This is a genomic window from Collinsella sp. i05-0019-G5 (assembly GCF_042851345.1).
Lineage (GTDB): Bacteria > Actinomycetota > Coriobacteriia > Coriobacteriales > Coriobacteriaceae > Collinsella.
Genome location: NZ_AP031421.1, coordinates 385,013 through 403,727 on the forward strand (window position 1 = coordinate 385,013; position 18,715 = coordinate 403,727).

Annotated in this window: 15 protein-coding genes and 5 tRNA genes; 18 read left to right on the plus strand and 2 right to left on the minus strand. The window is 58.6% G+C overall.

Translation table 11 applies throughout. The features are described 5' to 3' along the window. Window positions 1-175: 175 nt before the first annotated feature. From ACGHIZ_RS01615 to proC, 9 genes are all read left to right on the plus strand, one after another. Window positions 176-1,237: a glycoside hydrolase family 5 protein gene (locus ACGHIZ_RS01615; protein ID WP_138113978.1), complete on the plus strand. Its 1,062-nt coding sequence runs from the start codon at window positions 176-178 to the stop codon at window positions 1,235-1,237. A 6-nt stretch (window positions 1,238-1,243) separates the two neighbouring features. Then, window positions 1,244-2,122 (plus strand): 16S rRNA (cytidine(1402)-2'-O)-methyltransferase, encoded by an 879-nt coding sequence (gene rsmI / locus ACGHIZ_RS01620; RefSeq protein WP_390448658.1) that lies wholly within the window; start codon window positions 1,244-1,246, stop codon window positions 2,120-2,122. 69 nt (window positions 2,123-2,191) lie between these two features. Next, window positions 2,192-3,793, plus strand: a complete 1,602-nt coding sequence (metG, locus tag ACGHIZ_RS01625; protein WP_238057947.1) for a methionine--tRNA ligase — start codon at window positions 2,192-2,194, stop codon at window positions 3,791-3,793. A gap of 110 nt (window positions 3,794-3,903) precedes the next feature. Next, a complete protein-coding gene (gene rsmA / locus ACGHIZ_RS01630) occupies window positions 3,904-4,764 on the plus strand; it encodes a 16S rRNA (adenine(1518)-N(6)/adenine(1519)-N(6))-dimethyltransferase RsmA (protein ID WP_055285922.1) in 861 nt (286 codons plus the stop codon). Next, window positions 4,754-5,671, plus strand: coding sequence for a TatD family hydrolase (locus ACGHIZ_RS01635; protein WP_055285924.1), 918 nt, complete (start codon window positions 4,754-4,756; stop codon window positions 5,669-5,671). Before rsmA ends, ACGHIZ_RS01635 begins: the two co-directional genes overlap by 11 nt. A gap of 43 nt (window positions 5,672-5,714) precedes the next feature. Further along, a tRNA-Leu gene (locus ACGHIZ_RS01640) sits at window positions 5,715-5,801 on the plus strand. Between the two features lie 288 nt (window positions 5,802-6,089). Beyond that, window positions 6,090-7,028, plus strand: a complete 939-nt coding sequence (locus ACGHIZ_RS01645; RefSeq protein ID WP_390448662.1) for an SPFH domain-containing protein — start codon at window positions 6,090-6,092, stop codon at window positions 7,026-7,028. A 6-nt stretch (window positions 7,029-7,034) separates the two neighbouring features. Beyond that, on the plus strand, window positions 7,035-7,505 hold the full coding sequence (gene rlmH, locus ACGHIZ_RS01650) for a 23S rRNA (pseudouridine(1915)-N(3))-methyltransferase RlmH (RefSeq protein ID WP_035136824.1): 471 nt from the start codon (window positions 7,035-7,037) through the stop codon (window positions 7,503-7,505). A 73-nt stretch (window positions 7,506-7,578) separates the two neighbouring features. Beyond that, complete coding sequence (gene proC / locus ACGHIZ_RS01655) at window positions 7,579-8,349, plus strand: pyrroline-5-carboxylate reductase (protein ID WP_055285927.1); 771 nt, start codon at window positions 7,579-7,581, stop codon at window positions 8,347-8,349. 156 nt (window positions 8,350-8,505) lie between these two features. Here the strand turns inward: proC and ACGHIZ_RS01660 are convergent, their stop codons facing one another. After that, a complete protein-coding gene (locus ACGHIZ_RS01660) occupies window positions 8,506-8,679 on the minus strand; it encodes a DUF6724 family protein (protein ID WP_171025133.1) in 174 nt (57 codons plus the stop codon). A gap of 111 nt (window positions 8,680-8,790) precedes the next feature. Here ACGHIZ_RS01660 and serS point away from each other — a divergent pair, with 111 nt between their 5' ends. From serS to ACGHIZ_RS01705, 9 genes are all read left to right on the plus strand, one after another. Then, entirely contained in the window at window positions 8,791-10,074 is a 1,284-nt protein-coding gene (gene serS / locus ACGHIZ_RS01665; protein ID WP_040359108.1) for a serine--tRNA ligase, read from the plus strand. Window positions 10,075-10,247: 173 nt separating this feature from the next. Continuing rightward, window positions 10,248-10,625, plus strand: a complete 378-nt coding sequence (locus ACGHIZ_RS01670; RefSeq protein ID WP_346964817.1) for a hypothetical protein — start codon at window positions 10,248-10,250, stop codon at window positions 10,623-10,625. A gap of 77 nt (window positions 10,626-10,702) precedes the next feature. Beyond that, window positions 10,703-10,779 (plus strand) — tRNA-Arg (locus ACGHIZ_RS01675). A gap of 353 nt (window positions 10,780-11,132) precedes the next feature. Beyond that, a tRNA-Arg gene (locus tag ACGHIZ_RS01680) sits at window positions 11,133-11,209 on the plus strand. Window positions 11,210-11,366: 157 nt separating this feature from the next. After that, window positions 11,367-11,443, plus strand: a tRNA-Arg gene (locus tag ACGHIZ_RS01685). 375 nt (window positions 11,444-11,818) lie between these two features. After that, on the plus strand, window positions 11,819-14,260 hold the full coding sequence (locus tag ACGHIZ_RS01690) for a tetratricopeptide repeat protein (RefSeq protein ID WP_368141436.1): 2,442 nt from the start codon (window positions 11,819-11,821) through the stop codon (window positions 14,258-14,260). 162 nt (window positions 14,261-14,422) lie between these two features. After that, on the plus strand, window positions 14,423-15,505 hold the full coding sequence (locus ACGHIZ_RS01695) for an AAA family ATPase (protein WP_346964819.1): 1,083 nt from the start codon (window positions 14,423-14,425) through the stop codon (window positions 15,503-15,505). A 209-nt stretch (window positions 15,506-15,714) separates the two neighbouring features. Further along, a tRNA-Ser gene (locus ACGHIZ_RS01700) sits at window positions 15,715-15,805 on the plus strand. A gap of 176 nt (window positions 15,806-15,981) precedes the next feature. Next, complete coding sequence (locus ACGHIZ_RS01705; protein ID WP_035136829.1) at window positions 15,982-17,133, plus strand: TM2 domain-containing protein; 1,152 nt, start codon at window positions 15,982-15,984, stop codon at window positions 17,131-17,133. Between the two features lie 161 nt (window positions 17,134-17,294). Here the strand turns inward: ACGHIZ_RS01705 and ACGHIZ_RS01710 are convergent, their stop codons facing one another. Further along, on the minus strand, window positions 17,295-18,635 hold the full coding sequence (locus ACGHIZ_RS01710; protein ID WP_390448670.1) for a D-alanyl-D-alanine carboxypeptidase family protein: 1,341 nt from the start codon (window positions 18,633-18,635) through the stop codon (window positions 17,295-17,297). Between the last annotated feature and the right edge of the window lie 80 nt (window positions 18,636-18,715).

Here is an 18,715-nt window from a genome sequence, read left to right on the forward strand (position 1 = left end):
CTTACTTCCGACGTGCGTGCACATCTCGGGCCCGCCCGCTCAGACATTCCTCCCGCTTTTGCGCCACTTTACAGACCGTTCGGTCGTCTGTCCGCATGCGCGGGTATACTCAAAACGATACTTTTCCTATGCAATACGATGCAGGCTCGGCCTGCACGATCCGAAGGGGGCAGTGATGGAGAGGATACTCGGCGTTAATCTCTCTGGCTGGTTTATTCCCGAGCCTTGGGTGACCCCGTCGCTATACGCGGCGACCGGTGCATCCAACGCGGCCGAGCTGCAGGAGGCCATGGGCACCGCCGCCTATAACGAGCGCATGCGCCGTCATTACGAGACGTTTGTGAGCGAGGACGATTTCCGTCGCATGGCGCAGATCGGCCTCAACGCCGTGCGCCTGCCGGTGCCTTGGTATGCCTTTGGCTCACAGGAGTCCGATGCCTCCTACATCTCGGTTGTCGATTACATCGACCGCGCGATTGAGTGGGCTGCCAAGTACAACATTCGCGTGCTGCTTGACCTGGCGACTGTGCCCGGTGGCCAGGGCGATTCCAACGATTCGCCCGCCACGCCGGAGGCTGTTGCCGAGTGGCATTCGTCCACCAACGGTCGTCATGTCGCACTCGACGTGCTCGAGCGCTTGGCCGATCGCTACGGCGAGGCCGAGAGCCTGCTGGGTATTGAGCTGCTGGATACGCCGCAGATGAGTGTCCGCAAGAGCCTCTTCACCATGACGGATGGCATTCCTGCTCACTACCTGCGCAATTTCTATCGCGATGCTTACGAGCTCGTCCGTTCGTATATGCCCGAGGATAAGATCGTCGTTTTCTCGTCGTCGGGGCATCCCAGCGAGTGGAAGCATTTTATGCGCGGCGCCAAGTACAAGAACGTCTACATGGACCTTCACCTGTACCATTACCGCGACGAGCATGCGCTCGACATCACGAGCCCCCGCGGGCTGACGACGGCGATTTCGCGTAACAAGCGCGAGCTTAAAGAAGCGATTTCAACTGGGTTCCCCGTGCTGGTGGGCGAATGGTCGGGCGCGGCGATCTTTGCCAACTCGTCGGTTACGCCCGAGGGCCGCAATGCCTACGAGCGCGTGTTTATCGCCAATCAGCTGGCTTCGTTTGCGCCGGCTGCCGGTTGGTTCTTCCAAACGTGGAAGACCGAGAAGCGCATTGCAGCATGGGACGCCCGCGCGGCGCTCGGCACGCTCGAGCGCGGCATGATTGAATAGGTTGATATGACGCAAAACAGCGCCCATACGGGCAAACTCTATGTGGTCGGCACGCCCATCGGCAACCTGGGCGACCTGTCCCCGCGCGTTGGCGAAGCCTTTGCCGCTGCCGATGTCATCTGCTGCGAAGACACGCGTGTGACGTCAAAGCTGCTGATGCACCTGGGCATTTCCAAGCCGCTTGTCCGTTGCGACGAGAATGTGATCGCCAGCCGCGCCGCCGGCCTGGTCGACCGCCTGCTGGCGGGGGAGACCCTCGCCTTTGCCTCGGACGCCGGCATGCCGAGCGTGTCCGATCCCGGCCAGGCGCTGGTCGAGGCGGCGCGTGAGGCCGATGTGCCCGTCGAAGTTATTCCCGGGCCTTCTGCTTGCGTCACGGCGCTCGTTTCGTCCGGCATTCCCTGCGAGCATTTCTTCTTCGAAGGCTTTTTGGGTCGCAAGCACGGCGACCGCGTGCGCCGACTGCAGCGTCTTGCCGTGGTGCCCGGCGCACTCATCTTCTACGAGTCTCCACATCGCATCGTGGCGACGCTCGAGGCCGTGGCGGAGGTCTTTCCCCAACGTGAGGTTGCCGTCTGCCGCGAACTCACCAAGCTGCACGAGGAGGTCTTGCGCGGGCCCGCCGCCCAGCTCGCCGAGGAGCTGCGTGCTCGCGGCGAGGTAAAGGGCGAGATTGCGCTGGTCATCGCGCCGCCGTGTGAGGATGAGGAGGCCGGTATCGTGCCGGTTGGCGCCGCGGCAGAGGATCCCGACGAGGCCCTGCGCGAGGATATCCGCGCCGCGCTCGAGGAGGGGGAGCCCGCCTCTGCGGTGGCCAAGCGCCTGTCTCAGAAGTATTCGCGCCGCAAGCGCGATGTCTATGCCATGGTGCTCGATATGCAATAGATGGAGGATATCCAGCCCTTGCGCTAGAATCATCCTCTGTATGCAACGTTTTTCTGGAGGACAAACCCCATGGATCAAAGCAAGCCTTCGTTCTTTATCACGACGCCCATCTACTACGTCAACGCCGATCCGCACCTGGGCACGGCTTATTCCACCATCATCGCCGACGTTCAGGCTCGCTATCGCCGCTCCGCCGGCTATAACGTCAAGTTCCTGACCGGCATGGACGAGCACGGCGAGAAGGTCGCCGAGGCCGCAGCCAAGCACAACATGACGCCGCAGGAGTGGACCGACAGCCAGGCTCCGCACTTCAAGGAGCTTTGGAGCAAGCTCGAGATTTCCAACGACGACTTCATCCGCACCACCGAGCCGCGCCAGCATCATGCCGTGCAGTACCTGTGGGAGCGCATGAAGGAGTCCGGCTACCTGTATAAGGGCAGCTACGACGGTTGGTATTGCGTGCCTGACGAGACCTACTTCACTGATACGCAGGTCCAGAAGGGCGACGAGGAGTACGGCAGCGTCGGCCAGCACCTGTGCCCCGACTGCCACCGTCCGCTTGAGCGCGTGCAGGAGGAGTCCTACTTCTTTAAGCTTTCCGCCTTCCAGGACAAGCTGCTCAAGCTCTATGACGAGCACCCCGACTTTGTCGAGCCTGCGTTCCGCATGAACGAGGTTCGCAGCTTTGTCGAGGGCGGCCTTAACGACCTTTCCGTGAGCCGTACGAGCTTTGACTGGGGCATTCAGGTCCCGTTTGACGAGGGTCATGTGACCTACGTGTGGTTCGATGCGCTGCTCAACTATATGACGGCCGTCGGCTACGGTGTCGACACCGACGAGGCGCGTGCCGAGCTGGCCTATCGCTGGCCCGCGCAGTTCCACATCGTGGGTAAGGACATCATCCGCTTCCACTGTGTCATTTGGCCCGCCATGCTCATGGCCATCGGCGAGGCCCTGCCCGAGCACGTCTTTGCCCACGGCTTCCTGACCGTGCGCAATGCCGAGACCGGCAAGGCCGAGAAGATGTCCAAGAGCCGCGGCAACGCCATCGCTCCGCAGGACGTTATCGACATGCTGGGCGTCGAGGGCTATCGCTACTACTTCATGACCGACGTCGTCCCCGGCACCGACGGTGCCATCAGCTTCGATCGCATGGAGCAGGTCTACAACGCCGACCTGGCCAACAGCTGGGGCAACCTTATCTCGCGTTCGCTCAACATGAGCGGCAAGTACTTTGACGGTTGCGCGCCCGCCAAGCCCGCGTCGTTCGATGCGTTCGACAACCCGCTGGCAAAGATCGCCGATGGCCTGGTCGAGCGCTACATGGCCAAGATGGACGTGCTCGATTACGGCGGAGCCAAGGATGAGGTCATGGAGCTCATCCATGCCGCCAACCACTACATCGAGGACTCCGAGCCCTGGGCGCTTGCCAAGGACGAGGCCAAGGCTGACGAGCTGGCATTTGTGATCTACAACCTGCTCGAGGCCATCCGCATTGCCGCTCACCTGCTGATGCCGCTCATGCCCCAGACTTCTGCCGAGGCCCTGCGTCGCCTGTCCTGCGAGGAAGAGGCCGCGAGCGACGACCTCAAGGGCATTTGCACTTGGGGCCTGCTTGCCGGTGGTCAGTCCGTCGAGAAGGGCGATCCGCTGTTCCCGCGTCTGGCGTAGAGACCGCGCGAGCGCCATATCGGCAATTTGCTGTTTAGCTGTAAGGGCATGGCCGCCACGGTCCATGCCCTTTTGTTTCAAGACGCCGCCATCATGCTAAGGAGGCAACCATGACAACTTCGCCTTTGGCAAACCCCACGGCCACCAGGGAGCTGCTGGAGGAGTTTGGCCTTGCGACCAAGCATCGCCTGGGCCAGAACTTCCTGATCGACAACCATGTAATTGAGCGCATTTGCGAGCTTGCCGAGCTTGCAGGCGATGAGCGCGTGCTCGAGGTTGGTCCGGGCGTTGGTACGCTCACGCTTGCGCTGTTGCAGGAGGCGGCGTGCGTCACGTCGATCGAGGCCGATCCCGAGCTCGAGCCGGTGCTCGATGCTCACGCCGCCGACTACGCCAACTTCCGCTTTATCATGGGCGACGCGCTTAAGGTGACGCCGGAGCAGATTGAGCAGGCCGCCGGCGGTGAGCCGACGGTATTTGTCGCGAACTTGCCCTATAACGTGGCGGCGACAATCATCCTGCAGTTCTTCCAGACGATGCCCGCGCTCAAGCGCGCCGTCGTCATGGTGCAAAAGGAGGTTGCCGATCGCATTGCCGCAGTGCCGGGCAACAAGACCTATGGCGGCTATACGGCAAAGCTCGGCCTGTATGCGCAGGTGACGGGTCGCTTTGAGGTGCCGCCGCGTTGCTTTATGCCGGCGCCGCACGTGGACTCGGCCGTCGTGCGTATCGACCGTGTTGACGGCGTGGTGCCCGAAGGACTCGATCGCGAATTTGTGGCCCGCGTGATTGATGCTGCATTTGCTCAGCGTCGCAAGACCATCCGCAATTCCATGAGCGCCAACGGTTTTGCCAAGGACGTGCTCGATGCCGCTTTTGAGGTTTGCGGTATCGCACCCACCACGCGCGCCGAGACGCTCGATGTTGCCGACTTTGTCCGTCTGGCCCGGGAGCTAATCCATGACGCCTAATGCCGAACGCGTGACGTTTACCAAGAAAAAGAAGACGGTTGCTTGTCCCGTGCCCTTGGCGCCGCTTGCCGACACGCATGCACATCTGCTTTCGTTTTGGGGCAAGGATGTGCCCGAGACGCTCGTGCGCGCCAAAGCCGCGGGCGTCGACCTGTTGGTGACGATGTTCGACCCCATTGCCGACAAGCGCAGCGTGGCGGACTATAGCGACTGGCTGGTGCGCGAGATTCTTCCGATGCAGGATATCCCGCAGATCAAGTATCTTGCCGGCGTGCATCCGTATGGCGCGCCGGACTATACCGACGACGTTCATGCACAGGTCGTTGCCGCACTTGATGACCCCTTATGCGCCGGTATTGGCGAAATCGGCCTGGACTATCACATGGACTATGACGACGATATCGCGCCGGCACCCCATAACGTGCAGATTGATTGCATGGCGCGCCAGCTCGAGCTTGCCGTGCGCCGCAATGTGCCGGTGGAGCTGCACCTGCGTCACGAGGACTCGGATGGGGAGCGCACCTCGCACGTCGATGCGTACAACGTACTGCGCGAGGTGGGTGTGCCCCAGGCTGGTTGTGTGCTGCACTGTTTTGGCGAGGACCGCGCCACGATGGAGCGCTTTGTGGATTTGGGCTGCTATATCGCCTATGGCGGTGCGGCCACCTTTAAGCGCAACGACGATGTGCGCGAGGCATTTGCGGCAACCCCACTCGATCGAATTTTGTTCGAGACGGATTGCCCGTATATGGCTCCGGAGCCCATCCGCGGTCTTGAATGCGAGCCCGCAATGATCTCCATTACGGCAAACACGCTGGTCAACGACCGTGTCGATCGTACCGGCGAGGATGCTGAGGCAATCGCGCGAGCAGCTTGGGAAAATGCCTGCAAACTTTTTCAAAAATAGTTCTTGCGTTCGCGATGGCGCTCCGTTATTCTAATTCCTGCACGCGGGCGTGGCGGAATTGGCAGACGCGTACGGTTCAGGTCCGTATGGGGGCAACCCCATGAAGGTTCAAGTCCTTTCGCCCGCACCATTAAATTAAAGAGCTCCCAGCAATGGGAGCTTTTTTGTTATGGGCCCTTCACAGGGACTTGAACCTGTGAAGGAGCGAGCGTAAAGAAAACGCGGAGCGTTTTTAGCGAGCTGGCGAGGACGCCGGCAGGCGGCCGAAGCCGGTGCGGATCCGCGAAGCGGATACGCGGACGTCCTTTCGCCCGCACCATTAAATTAAAGAGCTCCCAGCAATGGGAGCTTTTTTGATATGCACGATCTCCTTGGACGGGTATCCTAGTCCCAACGTGTGCCTATCAGAGGAGAGACCATGCTGTTGTCCGGTATCATCGCCACCCTTACCAGCCTTTTGATTCCCATCATCATCCTGTTGCTGCTGCTTCCCAACGCCTGCTATGTCGTTGAACAACAGCATGCCGTGATCATCGAGCGCCTGGGCAAGTTTAACCGCATCGTCAACGCGGGCTTCCACATGAAGGTGCCCGTGATCGACCGCAAGGCCGCCACGGTGAGCCTGCGCACCATGAAAAACGGTTTTGGCATCGACGTTAAGACCCAGGACAACGTGACCATCGGCCTTGAGGTCTCTGCTCAGTACCACGTGAGCTATGACATGGGCGCCGGCCCGGCAGATTCGGGTATCTACAAGAGCTACTACATGCTGCAGGAGCCCGTCGACCAGATGCGTGACTTCATCACCGACGCCCTGCGCTCTTCGATCCCCGTCTACACACTTGATGAGGTCTTTGCCAAGAAGGATGACATCGCCAAGGATGTCAACGCTACCGTTTCCGAGCAGATGGCCGCCTACGGCTTCACCCTCGTGTCGACGCTCATCACCAAAATCGCACTGCCGACCGAGGTCGAGAACTCCATGAACGACATCAACGCCGCCCAGCGCAAGCGCGCTGCGGCACAGGAGCTCGCCGAGGCAGACCGTATCAAGCGCGTCACCGAGGCGACCGCCGAGGCCGAGGCTATGGAAAAGGCGGGCGAGGGCATCGCCAACCAGCGCAAGGCCATCGCGCTGGGCATCAAAGATTCACTCGAGATCATCCAGGAGACGGGCGTCGGCAACGACGAGGCCAACCAGCTGTTCATGTTTACGCAGTGGTCCGAGATGATGACGGAGTTCGCTCGCACGGGTAAAACTTCGACGGTCGTACTGCCGAGCGATTTCTCGCAGTCGGCCTCGATGTTCGAGCAGATGCTGACCGCCGGCAAAGTTCAAAACGGTTCGAAGGAGTAGGCGCGCGTGAAATACACCGTCGTTTGCGTCGGTAAGCTCAAGGAGCGCTTTTGGAAGGACGCGTGCGCTGAGTACACCAAGCGCTTAGGTGCCTATGCCAAGGTGGATATCCGCGAGGTGGCCGATATCGACCCGGCTAAGGCGGGCGGCGTGGATGCCGCGCGCGACAAGGAGGGGGCGGCAATTCTTGCTGCATTGCCGTCTCGGGCGCATGTGATCCTGCTGGCTATCGAGGGCAAGGAGCGTTCGAGTGAGGAGCTCTCGGCGCGGCTCGACGATCTTATGCTGCGAGGCAGCAGCGACATTGCCTTTGTAATCGGCGGTTCGGACGGCGTGAGTGATGAGGTGCGCGCCCGCGCCGACGAGATGCTCAGCTTTGGACGCATTACCTTGCCGCATAACCTGGCGCGTGTGGTGCTGCTAGAGCAGATTTACCGTGCCTGCAAGATCAGCCGTGGCGAGCCGTATCACAAATAGGTCGGCAATACGAAACAATGGCGTGGGACAATACCTTTCGTTTTGAGGAATGTGTCTGAAAGGACTATGAGATATGAAGATTGGATTTGTCGGTTTTGGCAATATGGCGAGCGCTATGGCCGATGGCTGGATCGCTGCCGGTGTAGCTGCGAGCGACATGTGCGCCTGCGCGGGTCGCTACGACGCACTGGTTGAGCGCTGCGAGGCGCGCGGCATGGTCGCCTGCCACGATGCCGCCGAGGTTGTCGCCGCATCCGATATCGTGGTCGCTGCGGTCAAACCGTACATGATCGAGAAGGTATTCGCCCCGCTCAAGGATGCTCTTGCCAAAAAGGTCGTTCTGTCGGTTGCCTGGACCTGGGACAGTGCCAAGTGGGAGCAGGTCCTGCCGGGCGTCGCGCATATCTCGACGGTGCCCAACACACCGGTTTCGGTGGGCGAGGGCGTCATCGCTTGCGAGAAGGCTTCCACGCTTAGTGATGAGCAGAGCGCCGTGGTGCTTGATCTGCTTGGCAAACTCGGTGCGGTGGTCGAGCTCGATACGAGTCTGCTGTTTGTGGGAGGCACGGTGGGTGGTTGCGCTCCGGCATTTGTCGCCATGGCAATCGAGGCCCTGGGCGATGCGGCGGTCAAGCACGGTATCCCGCGTGCCGATGCCTATCGCATTGTGAGCCAGATGGTGCTAGGTACGGCAAAGCTGCAGCTTGCAACTGGCCAGCATCCTGCGGCGATGAAGGATGCCGTATGCTCGCCCGGTGGTGCCACCATCAAGGGCGTCGTTGCGCTCGAGGACGCCGGCATGCGCAGCGCCCTGGTCAAGGCAATCGACGCCACCCTTCAGTAAAACCTTCCATTTAGGGACAGGTTTATTTTGGCTGGTTTTCCTGCGGTTTTATCTCTATAGCAAAAAGCGCCCCGCAACTGGCTCAATTCCAGTTGCGGGGCGCTTGCGTTTGCCCAGATAAAACCGACCAAAATAAACCTGTCCCTTTTTGGCAGGTTAGTCCCAGAAGCCGTCTTCCTCATCCTCGGACTTGGGTCCGCGGTCGACGTACATCTTATGGGTACGCTTCTCCATTACAAAGGCAAGAATCGCAAATAACAGGATGCCGCCGGCGAAAAGGATGGCAAAACCGGTGCGGGTGCCAAACAAAAAGGAAAAAACTGCGTCCATTGGGTGCCTTCTTGCGTAGTTGAGTTGGGTCGTAAACGCTCATAAGTATATACTTGCCCATACATGTACAAGGTTGCAACCTAAATGGAATGTATATCGCCGGAGGATCTAATGCTTGATATCAAGTTTGTTCGCGAGAATCCCGATGCCATCGATGTCGCCATGGCTAACCGCCAGACGTCTTGGGATCGCGAGAAGTTCTTTGAGCTCGACGACGAGCGCCGTGCCGTCATCACCGAGGTCGAGGAGCTCCAGGCTACGCGTAATGCCGAGTCCAAGAAGATCGGCGCCCTGATGAAGGAGGGCAAGAAGGACGAGGCCGAGGCTGCCAAGGAGGCCGTGCGCGCCGTCAACGAGAAGATTGACGGTCTGGCCGAGCGTCGTACTGCCCTCGAGCAGGAGCAGTACGACTTCATGGCTCACCTGCCCAACATTCCTTGCGAGGCCACGCCGTACGGCAAGGACGAGGACGAGAACATCGAGCGTCGCCGCTGGGGCACCCCGCGCGAGTTCGACTTCGACTTTAAGCCGCACTGGGATCTGGGCACCGATCTGGACATCCTCGACTTCGAGCGCGGCAACAAGCTCTCCGGCAGCCGTTTTACCGTTCTCGGTGGCGCTGGCGCCCGCCTGGAACGCGCCCTTATCAACTTCTTCCTCGATACGCACACCAGCCGTGGTTTTAAGGAGTGGTGGCCGCCCATCGTCGTCAAGCGTCAGACCATGTTTGGCACGGGTCAGCTGCCAAAGTTCGAGGACGACGCCTACCACGTCTCGGGCGACAACTTCCTGATCCCCACCGCCGAGGTCGTGCTTACCAACCTGCACGCCGGCGAGGTCCTCGACGCCGACACCCTGCCGCGCCGCTACACCGCCTTCACCCCCTGCTTCCGCGAGGAGGCCGGTTCCGCCGGTCGCGACACCCGCGGCATCATCCGTCAGCACGAGTTCGACAAGGTCGAGATGGTCAAGTTCGCTAAGCCGGAGGAGTCCGACGAGGAGCTCGAGAGCATGACCGCCGAGGCCGAGTACCTGCTGCAGCAGCTTGGCCTTCCGTATCGCGTGATTAGCCTGTGCACCGGCGACTTGGGCTTCTCTGCCCGTCAGACCTACGACGTCGAGGTCTGGCTGCCGAGCTACAACGCCTACAAGGAGATCAGCTCCTGCTCCAACTGCGGCGACTTCCAGGCCCGCCGCGCCAACATCAAGTACCGCGACCCCGAGAACTTCAAGGGCTCGCGTTACCTGCACACCCTTAACGGTTCCGGCCTGCCGGCTGGTCGTACCATGGCTGCCATTCTGGAGAACTACCAGAACGCCGACGGCACCATCACGATCCCCGAGGTTCTGCGTCCTTACATGGGCGGTCTCGAGAAGATCGAGCCGGTCGCGTAACTTGGCTGCATAGGGGATATGCAAGGGCGCTCCTTCGGGGGCGCCCTATTTCGCGCGCAGGTCCATACCATGCCGTGCGGACAGCTCAATAGAAAACACACGAACAACTGTTCTGTATACAGCTATCTACCTGTTATGCTTTTGCTAAATAAGAGCGAGAGAAAGGGGACGCGATGGAGCTGTTTGATGATCGGGTGGTTTTGTTTGAGAGCGACGAGGGTGGGGAGTACCTGCTTGTAACGTGTGAGCCGTCTGGCATGGGTGGCCTGGTGCTTCGGCAGACGAGTGAGGGTCCGTTGACACAATGGTGTTTTGAGGAGTCGCCGCATGTGGTCGAGACCTTTGTGACGCACGTGGGGCTTGTGGCGCTGGAGCACTTCTATGGAGTTGGGACTTCCAACCAGGTCGCGCGCATGCTGAGCATCTCGTTTGCCGATTATGATTGTGCCCAGCGGGTGAGATCGCTCCTGAGGGAACTTGATGCCAAGTTTGACGTGATCGAAAAGCCAATCGATCGTACGGGGAACGGCGGTATATGCGGAGCAGCATGACAAAACTGCGTTTCACAAAAAAGTTTGAGATTGAGCTTGACTCCAATAAGCTAAAGTGGTTTTATATGTCTTGCGCTGCGGCGTTACCTCAGCTGGATAGAGGGTCTGACTACGAATCAGAACGTCATAGGTTCGAATCCTATACGCCGCACCAATCGAACTTAAAGCCTCCGGCAACGGGGGCTTTTCTTTTATGCCGCCACCGCATGGATTCGAACCTCGGTCGAGGCGCGAGCGTCAAGAAAACGCGAAGCGTTTTTAGCGAGCGGGCGAGGACGCCGGCAGGCGGGCGAAGTCGGTGCGGATCCGCGAAGCGGATGCGCGGAATCCTATACGCCGCACCAATTGAACTTGAAGCCTCCGGCAACGGGGGCTTTTCTTTTACGCCGGCACCGCACGGATTCGAACCTCGGTCGAGGCGCGAGCATCTTAATCATCACTTCGTAAAATTTTTCCAAATTGTCGCTTGACCCATCGAGGGGTCACGTGCATAATAATCCGTGCGTTGCGGCGTTACCTCAGCTGGATAGAGGGTCTGACTACGAATCAGAACGTCATAGGTTCGAATCCTATACGCCGCACCAATTGATTTTAAAGCTCCCGGCAACGGGAGCTTTTCTTATATCGCGATGCGTCGAAGATCGCATCAAGTGGTCTAAATGAGTAAAAATCAAATTCAATAACTTTTTTCGAAAAATGCTTGACCTTTATTCAGTCGATGTGCATAATAATCAACAAGTCGCGGCGTTACCTCAGCTGGATAGAGGGTCTGACTACGAATCAGAACGTCATAGGTTCGAATCCTATACGCCGCACCAATTGAACTTGAAGCCTCCGGCAACGGGGGCTTTTCTTTTATGTCGCCGCTGCACGGATTCGAACCTCGGTCGAGGCGCGGGCGTAAAGAAAACGCGGAGCGTTTTTAGCCCGCGGGCGAGCGCGCCGGCAGGCGGGCGAAGCCGGTGCGGATCCGCGCAGCGGATGCGCGGAATCCTATACGCCGCACCAATTGAACTTGAAGCCTCCGGCAACGGGGGCTTTTCTTTTACGTAAGCACTGCATGGATTCGAACCTCGGTCGAGGCGCGGGCGTGAAGCGGACGATTTCTTATCGACTCGTGTAAGATTCCGAGTAGGTATCGCGGCCTATCCGCGACCACTCCTTCTCTCAACGACCGATCAGGGTGATACTTCGTGGCAGAGCGTCCGACATACAAGCTCAGGTTTCTCGATCCCAAGAAGCGCTTTCCGGCGATGCCCGAGCAGCCTGCGGGACGCTCATATGGCGTGGTCTGGAAACTCTTTGGCGAGGACCAGCATGAATCTTGTTATGTCGTCGAATTCGTTGGCAAAAGTCATGTGTCGCTTTTGGGCTACGTAAGCGTTTCGGGTGAGGTGTACAAGGTGGACCGCCCCGTTAGCGAGGCTCCGCTGCCCAACGATCCCGACATGGAACTGGTCCTTGACGAGTCGGATTCCAGTATTGGTGAGATTATGGTAAGGGAAGCCAGCGGTGCAATGCGTACGTGCGCGCGAACCGTCGGCTCTCCCGAAGGCCCCATGCGCGAGCAGTCCGATCACGATACATGGAATTCGGCCCGCTCCCTTCCTTACGGCGAGTTCATGGCATCGATGTTCCTGCGCTACGTGATATTTGCCAACTCCGAAAGCGCTGTTGCGAACACGGCGGACGCCGACGGTCTCGATGCGGACATGCAAAACGTTGTCGACAAGATCAAGCTCGTAAAGTTGCCCGAGCCGGTCGAGGTGTTTTTGGGCTTTAACACGGCACCGCTACCTGACGCTATCGAGACGCTGCTCTACCGCGTTGACCATGCCGAGAATCCGAGCGGTATCGAGCGTTATGCCGCCGCCCTTATGAGCGAGGTCGACTTGCCCCGTCTGCGCACCATTGCCGCCAAGTCCGAAATGAGCCTAGCGCGCATCGACCGGTCGAAGCTGTTCTATCTCAATTTTGATCGTAGCCTGCTGGACCAGGGCGAGATTGACATGCTGCTTGCCATCGAGTGCCGTCTCAACCGCCTCTCCGGCATCCTCGAGCGCATCGGGGCCGGATTGGCCCCTGCGGCATCCTCGCCGAGCCTTGAGGGCTGCGCGCTCTTTGATGCGTGGCATATCGCCAAGACGACCAACGATGTTCCCCGACTGCTCGATACGACCTCGAGCGATAACCCGTGGGGCAAACCGGGTACGGTGGCTTGCCAGCCGGGCGGTGAGTGGGATGTGCGTACCCGCTTCGCGCGTATTGTCGAGGCGCTCAACGTGGTCACGCGGCTCGACTATACCTATCGGGCAAATGTTGCCGAGGGGATTATGCTCGTTCGGTTTGGGCACTCTGTCGTGAATGCCATGCCGCAACGTGAATACGACGCTCAAGATGACGCCTGGCGCGAGCTGGAAGAGGACACGCGTGCGATCTGGGCCGCGGAGCACGATGCGCGCGTGGCACTCACGCTTGCGGCAGCGTGTTTTGCCGCGGGCACCTGCATCACGCGCTGCTATGTGCAGATTGCTGCTCCCGACAGTGAGCAGGGCGAGCGCGTTGTCGCAACGTATTTCTTTGGGCGCGCGGCCTATCTGGCCGATTGCGTGCCTGTCGCCAAGGATCTTGAGAGCATGGACATGGACGATATGCCGTGCAAGCGTGTGCTTGAGGCGTATGAGTCAACCGCTCCGGAGACGATTGAGCCTGCGGAGGTTCATGCTCGTCCGCGTGATGACCATCGCACACTGCCGCCGGCGCTGCGCGATCTGCTGCTCGCCGATAAGGCTGACGAGTTGGAGGTCATGGAAGAGGACGATGACCCATACGTGGCCCGTGTTGTTGAATTGCGCGAGCAGGCAAAAGTCGACCGTACAGGTGCTTTTGAAGGCTTTTCCCGTCTTGTCGAGGAGTTGGAGGCTAAGTGCGCCGTCGCCGAGCTTTTGGCGACAGGTCCGGTTCAAACGCAGTTTTGCGATAACCAGCTGGTGCGCATGGTGCTACCGGTGTTGGAAGAAGACCGCTCTGTGCGAATCCTTCGTGCGCCCGATGCGCTGTACTTTGCCCAGCACGAGATCTGCAGCTTTTACGCCGAGCAAGAGGACTTTGAACGAGCGCTGCCCGAGGTGCGCCATCTTTACGATCTGGCGCGCTCGTCCATGCAATCGCACTTTGCGCTCATCAACGTGCTTGCGCGTCTGGAGCGCTTTGACGAGATTATCGAGGTGGCGCGCCACGGCCTACGTATTGCCAGCGATCGTTCTGCAATCGGCTACCTGTTCTATCGCTTGGCGTTTGCCTATTGGAATTGCGATCAGCTCGACCTGGCGCTGGCTTGTTACCGTCTCGTGCCGCGCGGCGAGGAGTCGGGCAGTAGCGCGCTGGAAGAAATGCAGGGCCTTATGAACGAGATGGGCGTTAGCGAGCCTCCGACGTTCGAGGAAGCGGGCGAGACTATCCGCAAGGCTGGACTTGAGTTGCCGCCAGTGTCCGCCGTGACGAATCAGCTGGCAGATGCCGCTGTGCAACTGGTCGACAACGGCTTCTTTTTCCTGGCACGCGGTTGCATCTTCCAAATGTGGCGCACCATGGGCAACGACGAGCTCGGCTCCCTCAACCGCTCGCTGGGGTAGGGGCGATATAGAGGGGCCGCACCGCGCTATTTGTATCGGCGCGGGCGGGAGGACCCGGCAGGATTGGTAAGGCATAAAGCCGCCGAGCCTGCTAAAACTGTTAAACTCTGCTAAAGTTGCTAAACTTTGTTAAAGTTGTTAAAACTAGCAGAGGAGGGCAGAATGACGAAAGCTGTTAACCCCTTTAAGCCAACGGCGGGCATGAATCCGCCTGAGCTTATCGGACGGGACACTGTTTTGGATGACTTTGCCGAGGCTCTTGAGAATGGTCCTGGTGCCCCCGATCGACTCATGCGCATCTCGGGCGTCCGAGGCACAGGTAAAACGGTGCTCCTTAATGCATTGGGTGACCTTGCACGCAAAAAAGGATTCGAGGTCGTTGACGTTGCCTCCAATGCTGGTTTTTGCAATAGAATCCTCGAGGCTCTGCAGCGAAACGTTCGTCTTGAATCAATCTCGATTTCCCCATCGATTTTAGGGGTCAGCCTTGGCTCCATGGAGATGTCGAAGTCGGCCTCTCATCTGGGCGAGGCGATGTACGATGCTGCGAAGCGCGGTGGTCTGCTCATTACGCTCGACGAGATCCAGGATGCCTCAACTGAGGAAATGCGCGAGCTAGGCAATGAGATGCAGCTCTTGATCCGCCAAGGAGCGAATGTCGCTTTCGCTTTCGCCGGGCTGCCGACATCGGTAGATGGCGTGGTGGTGGATGATACGTTGACGTTCCTTCAGCGAGCCAAACATGTTGAACTTACTCGGCTTTCCGATTTTGAAGTTGGCGGATCGTTTGAGGATACGATGAGACGAGCGGGCAAGGAGCTCGACAAAGGTGCCGCTGAGCTATTAACAAAAGCTTCGGCAGGCTATCCCTTTATGGTCCAGCTGGTCGGATATTACGCTTGGCAGGTTGCTGCGCGCAGTGGGGCGGAGAGCGTGAGCGAAGAGGCGGCTCGTAAGGGTATCCAGGCGGCTCTTGATAGCTTTAATGCTATGGTGATTGCCCCAGCGCTGCGCAGGGTGTCGGAACGGCAGTTTCAGTATCTCGCGGCGATGGCTCAATGCGAGGGCGTCGATATCGCCAACGGCGATATCGCCAAGAAGATGGGTTTGTCGGCGAACAAAGTTGGGTCATATCGCAAGCGTCTGATCGATGCGGGGTTGATTGAGCCCGCGGGCTATGGCCGTGTTTCGTTTGCAATTCCATACATGCGCGATTATCTGTTGGAGACCGTTCGAGAGGACTAATAAAGAATGGGCTGTCCGCGCTGTCGCTGGGGCCGTCCTTGTATCTTTGTCTCAACCTGTAACATCTGGAGGGGATTACGGCCTGCAGATGTTACAGGTTGAGATGATTGACTGAGACGTTTACTGGTAAAAGAGAGGTAAAAGAGGAAACGCCTCAAAATTCCCCTTGCCCAACTTCGGCTGTTTGGTTACTATAGAACGGCTGTTACGGAGAGCTGACCGAGAGGCCGAAGGTGCTCGCCTGCTAAGCGAGTATGCCCCAAAAGGGCATCTGGGGTTCGAATCCCCAGCTCTCCGCCAGTATGACTTTGAAGAAGGGTCCCATTTGGGGCCCTTTTTTATTATCAAGAATGGCAGCTGGGGATTAGAGTCCGAAAGGGCGTGAACATTAGGCAAACACGGGGCGCTTGAAAACGGGGAGACCCAGGCGTGCTCGTGCACCCCGGTGTGGGGTTCCGAGGGGATGGAGTAGAAATATGGTAAAGGTCGGGCTGCGTAAGCCGAATCTAAAGACATCACTCAAGGCAAGAACGACCGGCAGAGCGAAGCGCGCGGTAAAGCGGGCGATAATCCCCGGCTATGGTAAGAAGGGCATGGGGTGGATCAAAAATCCGAAGAAGGCTGCTTACAATGCCGTATACAGCAGAACGACCGTCGGAGTTGGGGATGTCGCTCGCGCCGTTGCTAAATCAGGCGCTCGGAGCTCGGCGTCAAGGACGTCCTCAATTACTGTTTCATCGCATGAAATTACACCTTTGGCGAAGCCTGAACAGAAATCTCTCACTCGAGAGATTACGTCGGTTGACAGGGCAAACAAGGCGCTTTTGCTATGCTTCCTTCTTGGGTGGTCGGGCGCTCATAGGGCGTATGCACGGATGTGGGGTAGCTTCTTTCTATATCTCTTTACCTTTGGCCTTTTTGGATTTGGTTGGCTGTTTGATATTGTGACACTACTGATGAGACGCTCCGAGCTAAGGCGTCTCGGCGACAGTGATCAGACTCAACAGCAAGCGCCATGTTCCGTTGATTCTACATTCGATCGAAATGTCGCCGACTCCGGAAATTGGGAACAGCGTGGAGATGGGGAGGCTGCGGCTCGGCTAGAGCTTCAACGTAAAAACCGTGCCTATATGGAAGAAAACGGCATCGACGTGGAGATGTTTACCGAGGAAAAGGTCGCGGCGGACGCCTTGCGAACCATTGAGTCGGTATGCCCGTGCATGCTTAGGTTTGACCGAGGCATGAGCGAAGAGGAGCCAAGCATCAGCTTTTGCTCTCCAACAAAGACGGGGAAGATGCCCAAGAATGTCGTCGAGGCCCGCATTTACCATCAGGACGTGAAGCTATTGATGGATTCCCACGGCTTCGAATTGCCGGAGTATGGTGACAGCATCAATGTCATGATTAGTTATCTAGCTGATGGGCGCATAAATAAAGTCGATATCCATGGGTTCCATAATGGCCGCTCCGTTAGTGTCTCCATTCGCAGGCGGAGCGACGATCTTGTTATGACGAGTGCGGGCACCATCGGAGAAACGGGTGCCTGGCAATCGCTGTGTCCTGGGGCAGACCCCTCAGCTGGGGATCTTTTCAGGGCCTTGACCAAGGAGGTCGAAAGGATCTACTAGCATGCCCGGTGGACCCGTTTTCAAGGTCCGAAAAGACACAGCGAAGGTAAACGGCTAGCAATGTCGCTTTGGTGATTCTGACGCATCCCGTTTAAGAGGTATTCAAAAAGAGGCGCCCCGTTGGACGCCTCTCCAATCTCAAATGTAATGTTCCCCCAGCCCTACACCTCGGGCGCCTTGGCGATGGTCTCGCTTTCTGCCGTAAGTGGGCGGTTGTCGATGCGGCGGCCCAAGCGGTCGAGTTTTACAAGGAGCCACTCAATGGGATTCGGCCCCGAGTCTTCCTCGTCGGCAACCAAATCCATGACGGCGATCTTGGTGCCGTCTTGCTTGAGCGTCACGCTGCCCACCTTGTCGCCCACATGCACCGTGCCCGAAAGGTCATCGTAGGTAACCTTCTCGGTCACCTCTCCAGCAAGCGAAAAGACGGTTGCCTGAGCTGCGGGGTCGGCGAGCGTGGCATCGATCGTCTTGTCCGTCCAATCGGTCTGGCTAATGCGCGCGATGAGCGGATTGCCGTTGGTGGTCTTTTCCTGCGTGTTGGCGATCGCAACCGTCACCTTGTGGCCGTAGTACCAGTTGGCAAGGGCGGCCGTGTCGGCAAAGCGCTGGTCGGTGGTGCTGGAGTTCAAAACGACGGTGTAGGTCTCGTCGCCATCGCGGTTGTAGGCTCCCGTAAAGCAATAGCCAGCGTCGTCGGTGGTGCCGGTCTTGCCACCGATGTTGCCATCTTGGCCCAGCAAATAGTTATGCGTGTCCATGGAATGCGAATGGTCGGTGCCGTCGGCGCCCGTGACTTCGATCCAGGAATCCTCGCTCGCTACGACCTCGCGGATCGTGTCGTTTTTCATGGCCTCCTGCATCATCAGCGCTACGTCGTGTGCGGTTGAGTGCATATCGCCAGCCCACTCATCAAAGTCCAGACCATGCGGGTTTTCAAAAAGCGTACCGGTGCAGCCGAGCTTCTTAGCGCGCTCGTTCATGGCCTTCACAAATGTGGCCTCGGCGTCTTTGGTCTTAGGGTCGATTTTCTTGCCCACATATTCGGCGAGCACGATGGCGGCGTCGTTGCCCGAGGGAATCATCAGGCCGCGCAGTGCCTGCTCCACGGTAAGCTCGTCGCCTTCGAGCAAGCCGGCGGTCGAATTACCCACGGTGGCTGCGGCGTTGCTCACCGTGACCTTCTCGTCCATCTTGCAATTCTCGACGGTTAGGATTGCGGTCATGACCTTGGTGATCGAGGCGATTTTGACCTGCTCATCGGCGCCGCGCCCATAGTAGACGGTGCCGTCTTTGCCCATGACGAGGGCATTGGTCGCATCGATATCGGGCAGGTTTTCGGCCGTGATGCCGCGCGCATCGGCGGTTTTGCCGCAAACATTGTCGGTCGTAAGCACTTGGGCGCCGGCGACGGTGGGCACGCCAGCGGCAAGGGCGATAGCGCAGACAAAGCCGGCGGCAAGCTGGGCTAAGCGCTTTGCAAAAGAGGTGAGGGACTTCACGGATTTCGCTTTCGACGGGATGGTCTCTTCTGGAACAAGAGTATATCGTTTGCCGGCGTCGGCGATCATCGCGTGCGTGC

Excerpts from the sequence above, each read along its gene's own strand:
- ACGHIZ_RS01670 (WP_346964817.1), top strand. The coding sequence starts at position 10,248 with ATGGAGCTGTTTGATGATCGGGTGGTTTTGTTTGAGAGCGACGAGGGT.
- ACGHIZ_RS01635 (WP_055285924.1), top strand. The coding sequence starts at position 4,754 with ATGACGCCTAATGCCGAACGCGTGACGTTTACCAAGAAAAAGAAGACG.
- ACGHIZ_RS01615 (WP_138113978.1), top strand. The coding sequence starts at position 176 with ATGGAGAGGATACTCGGCGTTAATCTCTCTGGCTGGTTTATTCCCGAG.
- rsmI (WP_390448658.1), top strand. The coding sequence starts at position 1,244 with ATGACGCAAAACAGCGCCCATACGGGCAAACTCTATGTGGTCGGCACG.
- proC (WP_055285927.1), top strand. The coding sequence starts at position 7,579 with ATGAAGATTGGATTTGTCGGTTTTGGCAATATGGCGAGCGCTATGGCC.
- serS (WP_040359108.1), top strand. The coding sequence starts at position 8,791 with ATGCTTGATATCAAGTTTGTTCGCGAGAATCCCGATGCCATCGATGTC.
- rsmA (WP_055285922.1), top strand. The coding sequence starts at position 3,904 with ATGACAACTTCGCCTTTGGCAAACCCCACGGCCACCAGGGAGCTGCTG.
- metG (WP_238057947.1), top strand. The coding sequence starts at position 2,192 with ATGGATCAAAGCAAGCCTTCGTTCTTTATCACGACGCCCATCTACTAC.
- ACGHIZ_RS01695 (WP_346964819.1), top strand. The coding sequence starts at position 14,423 with ATGACGAAAGCTGTTAACCCCTTTAAGCCAACGGCGGGCATGAATCCG.
- ACGHIZ_RS01660 (WP_171025133.1), bottom strand. The coding sequence starts at position 8,679 with ATGGACGCAGTTTTTTCCTTTTTGTTTGGCACCCGCACCGGTTTTGCC.
- ACGHIZ_RS01705 (WP_035136829.1), top strand. The coding sequence starts at position 15,982 with ATGGTAAAGGTCGGGCTGCGTAAGCCGAATCTAAAGACATCACTCAAG.
- ACGHIZ_RS01645 (WP_390448662.1), top strand. The coding sequence starts at position 6,090 with ATGCTGTTGTCCGGTATCATCGCCACCCTTACCAGCCTTTTGATTCCC.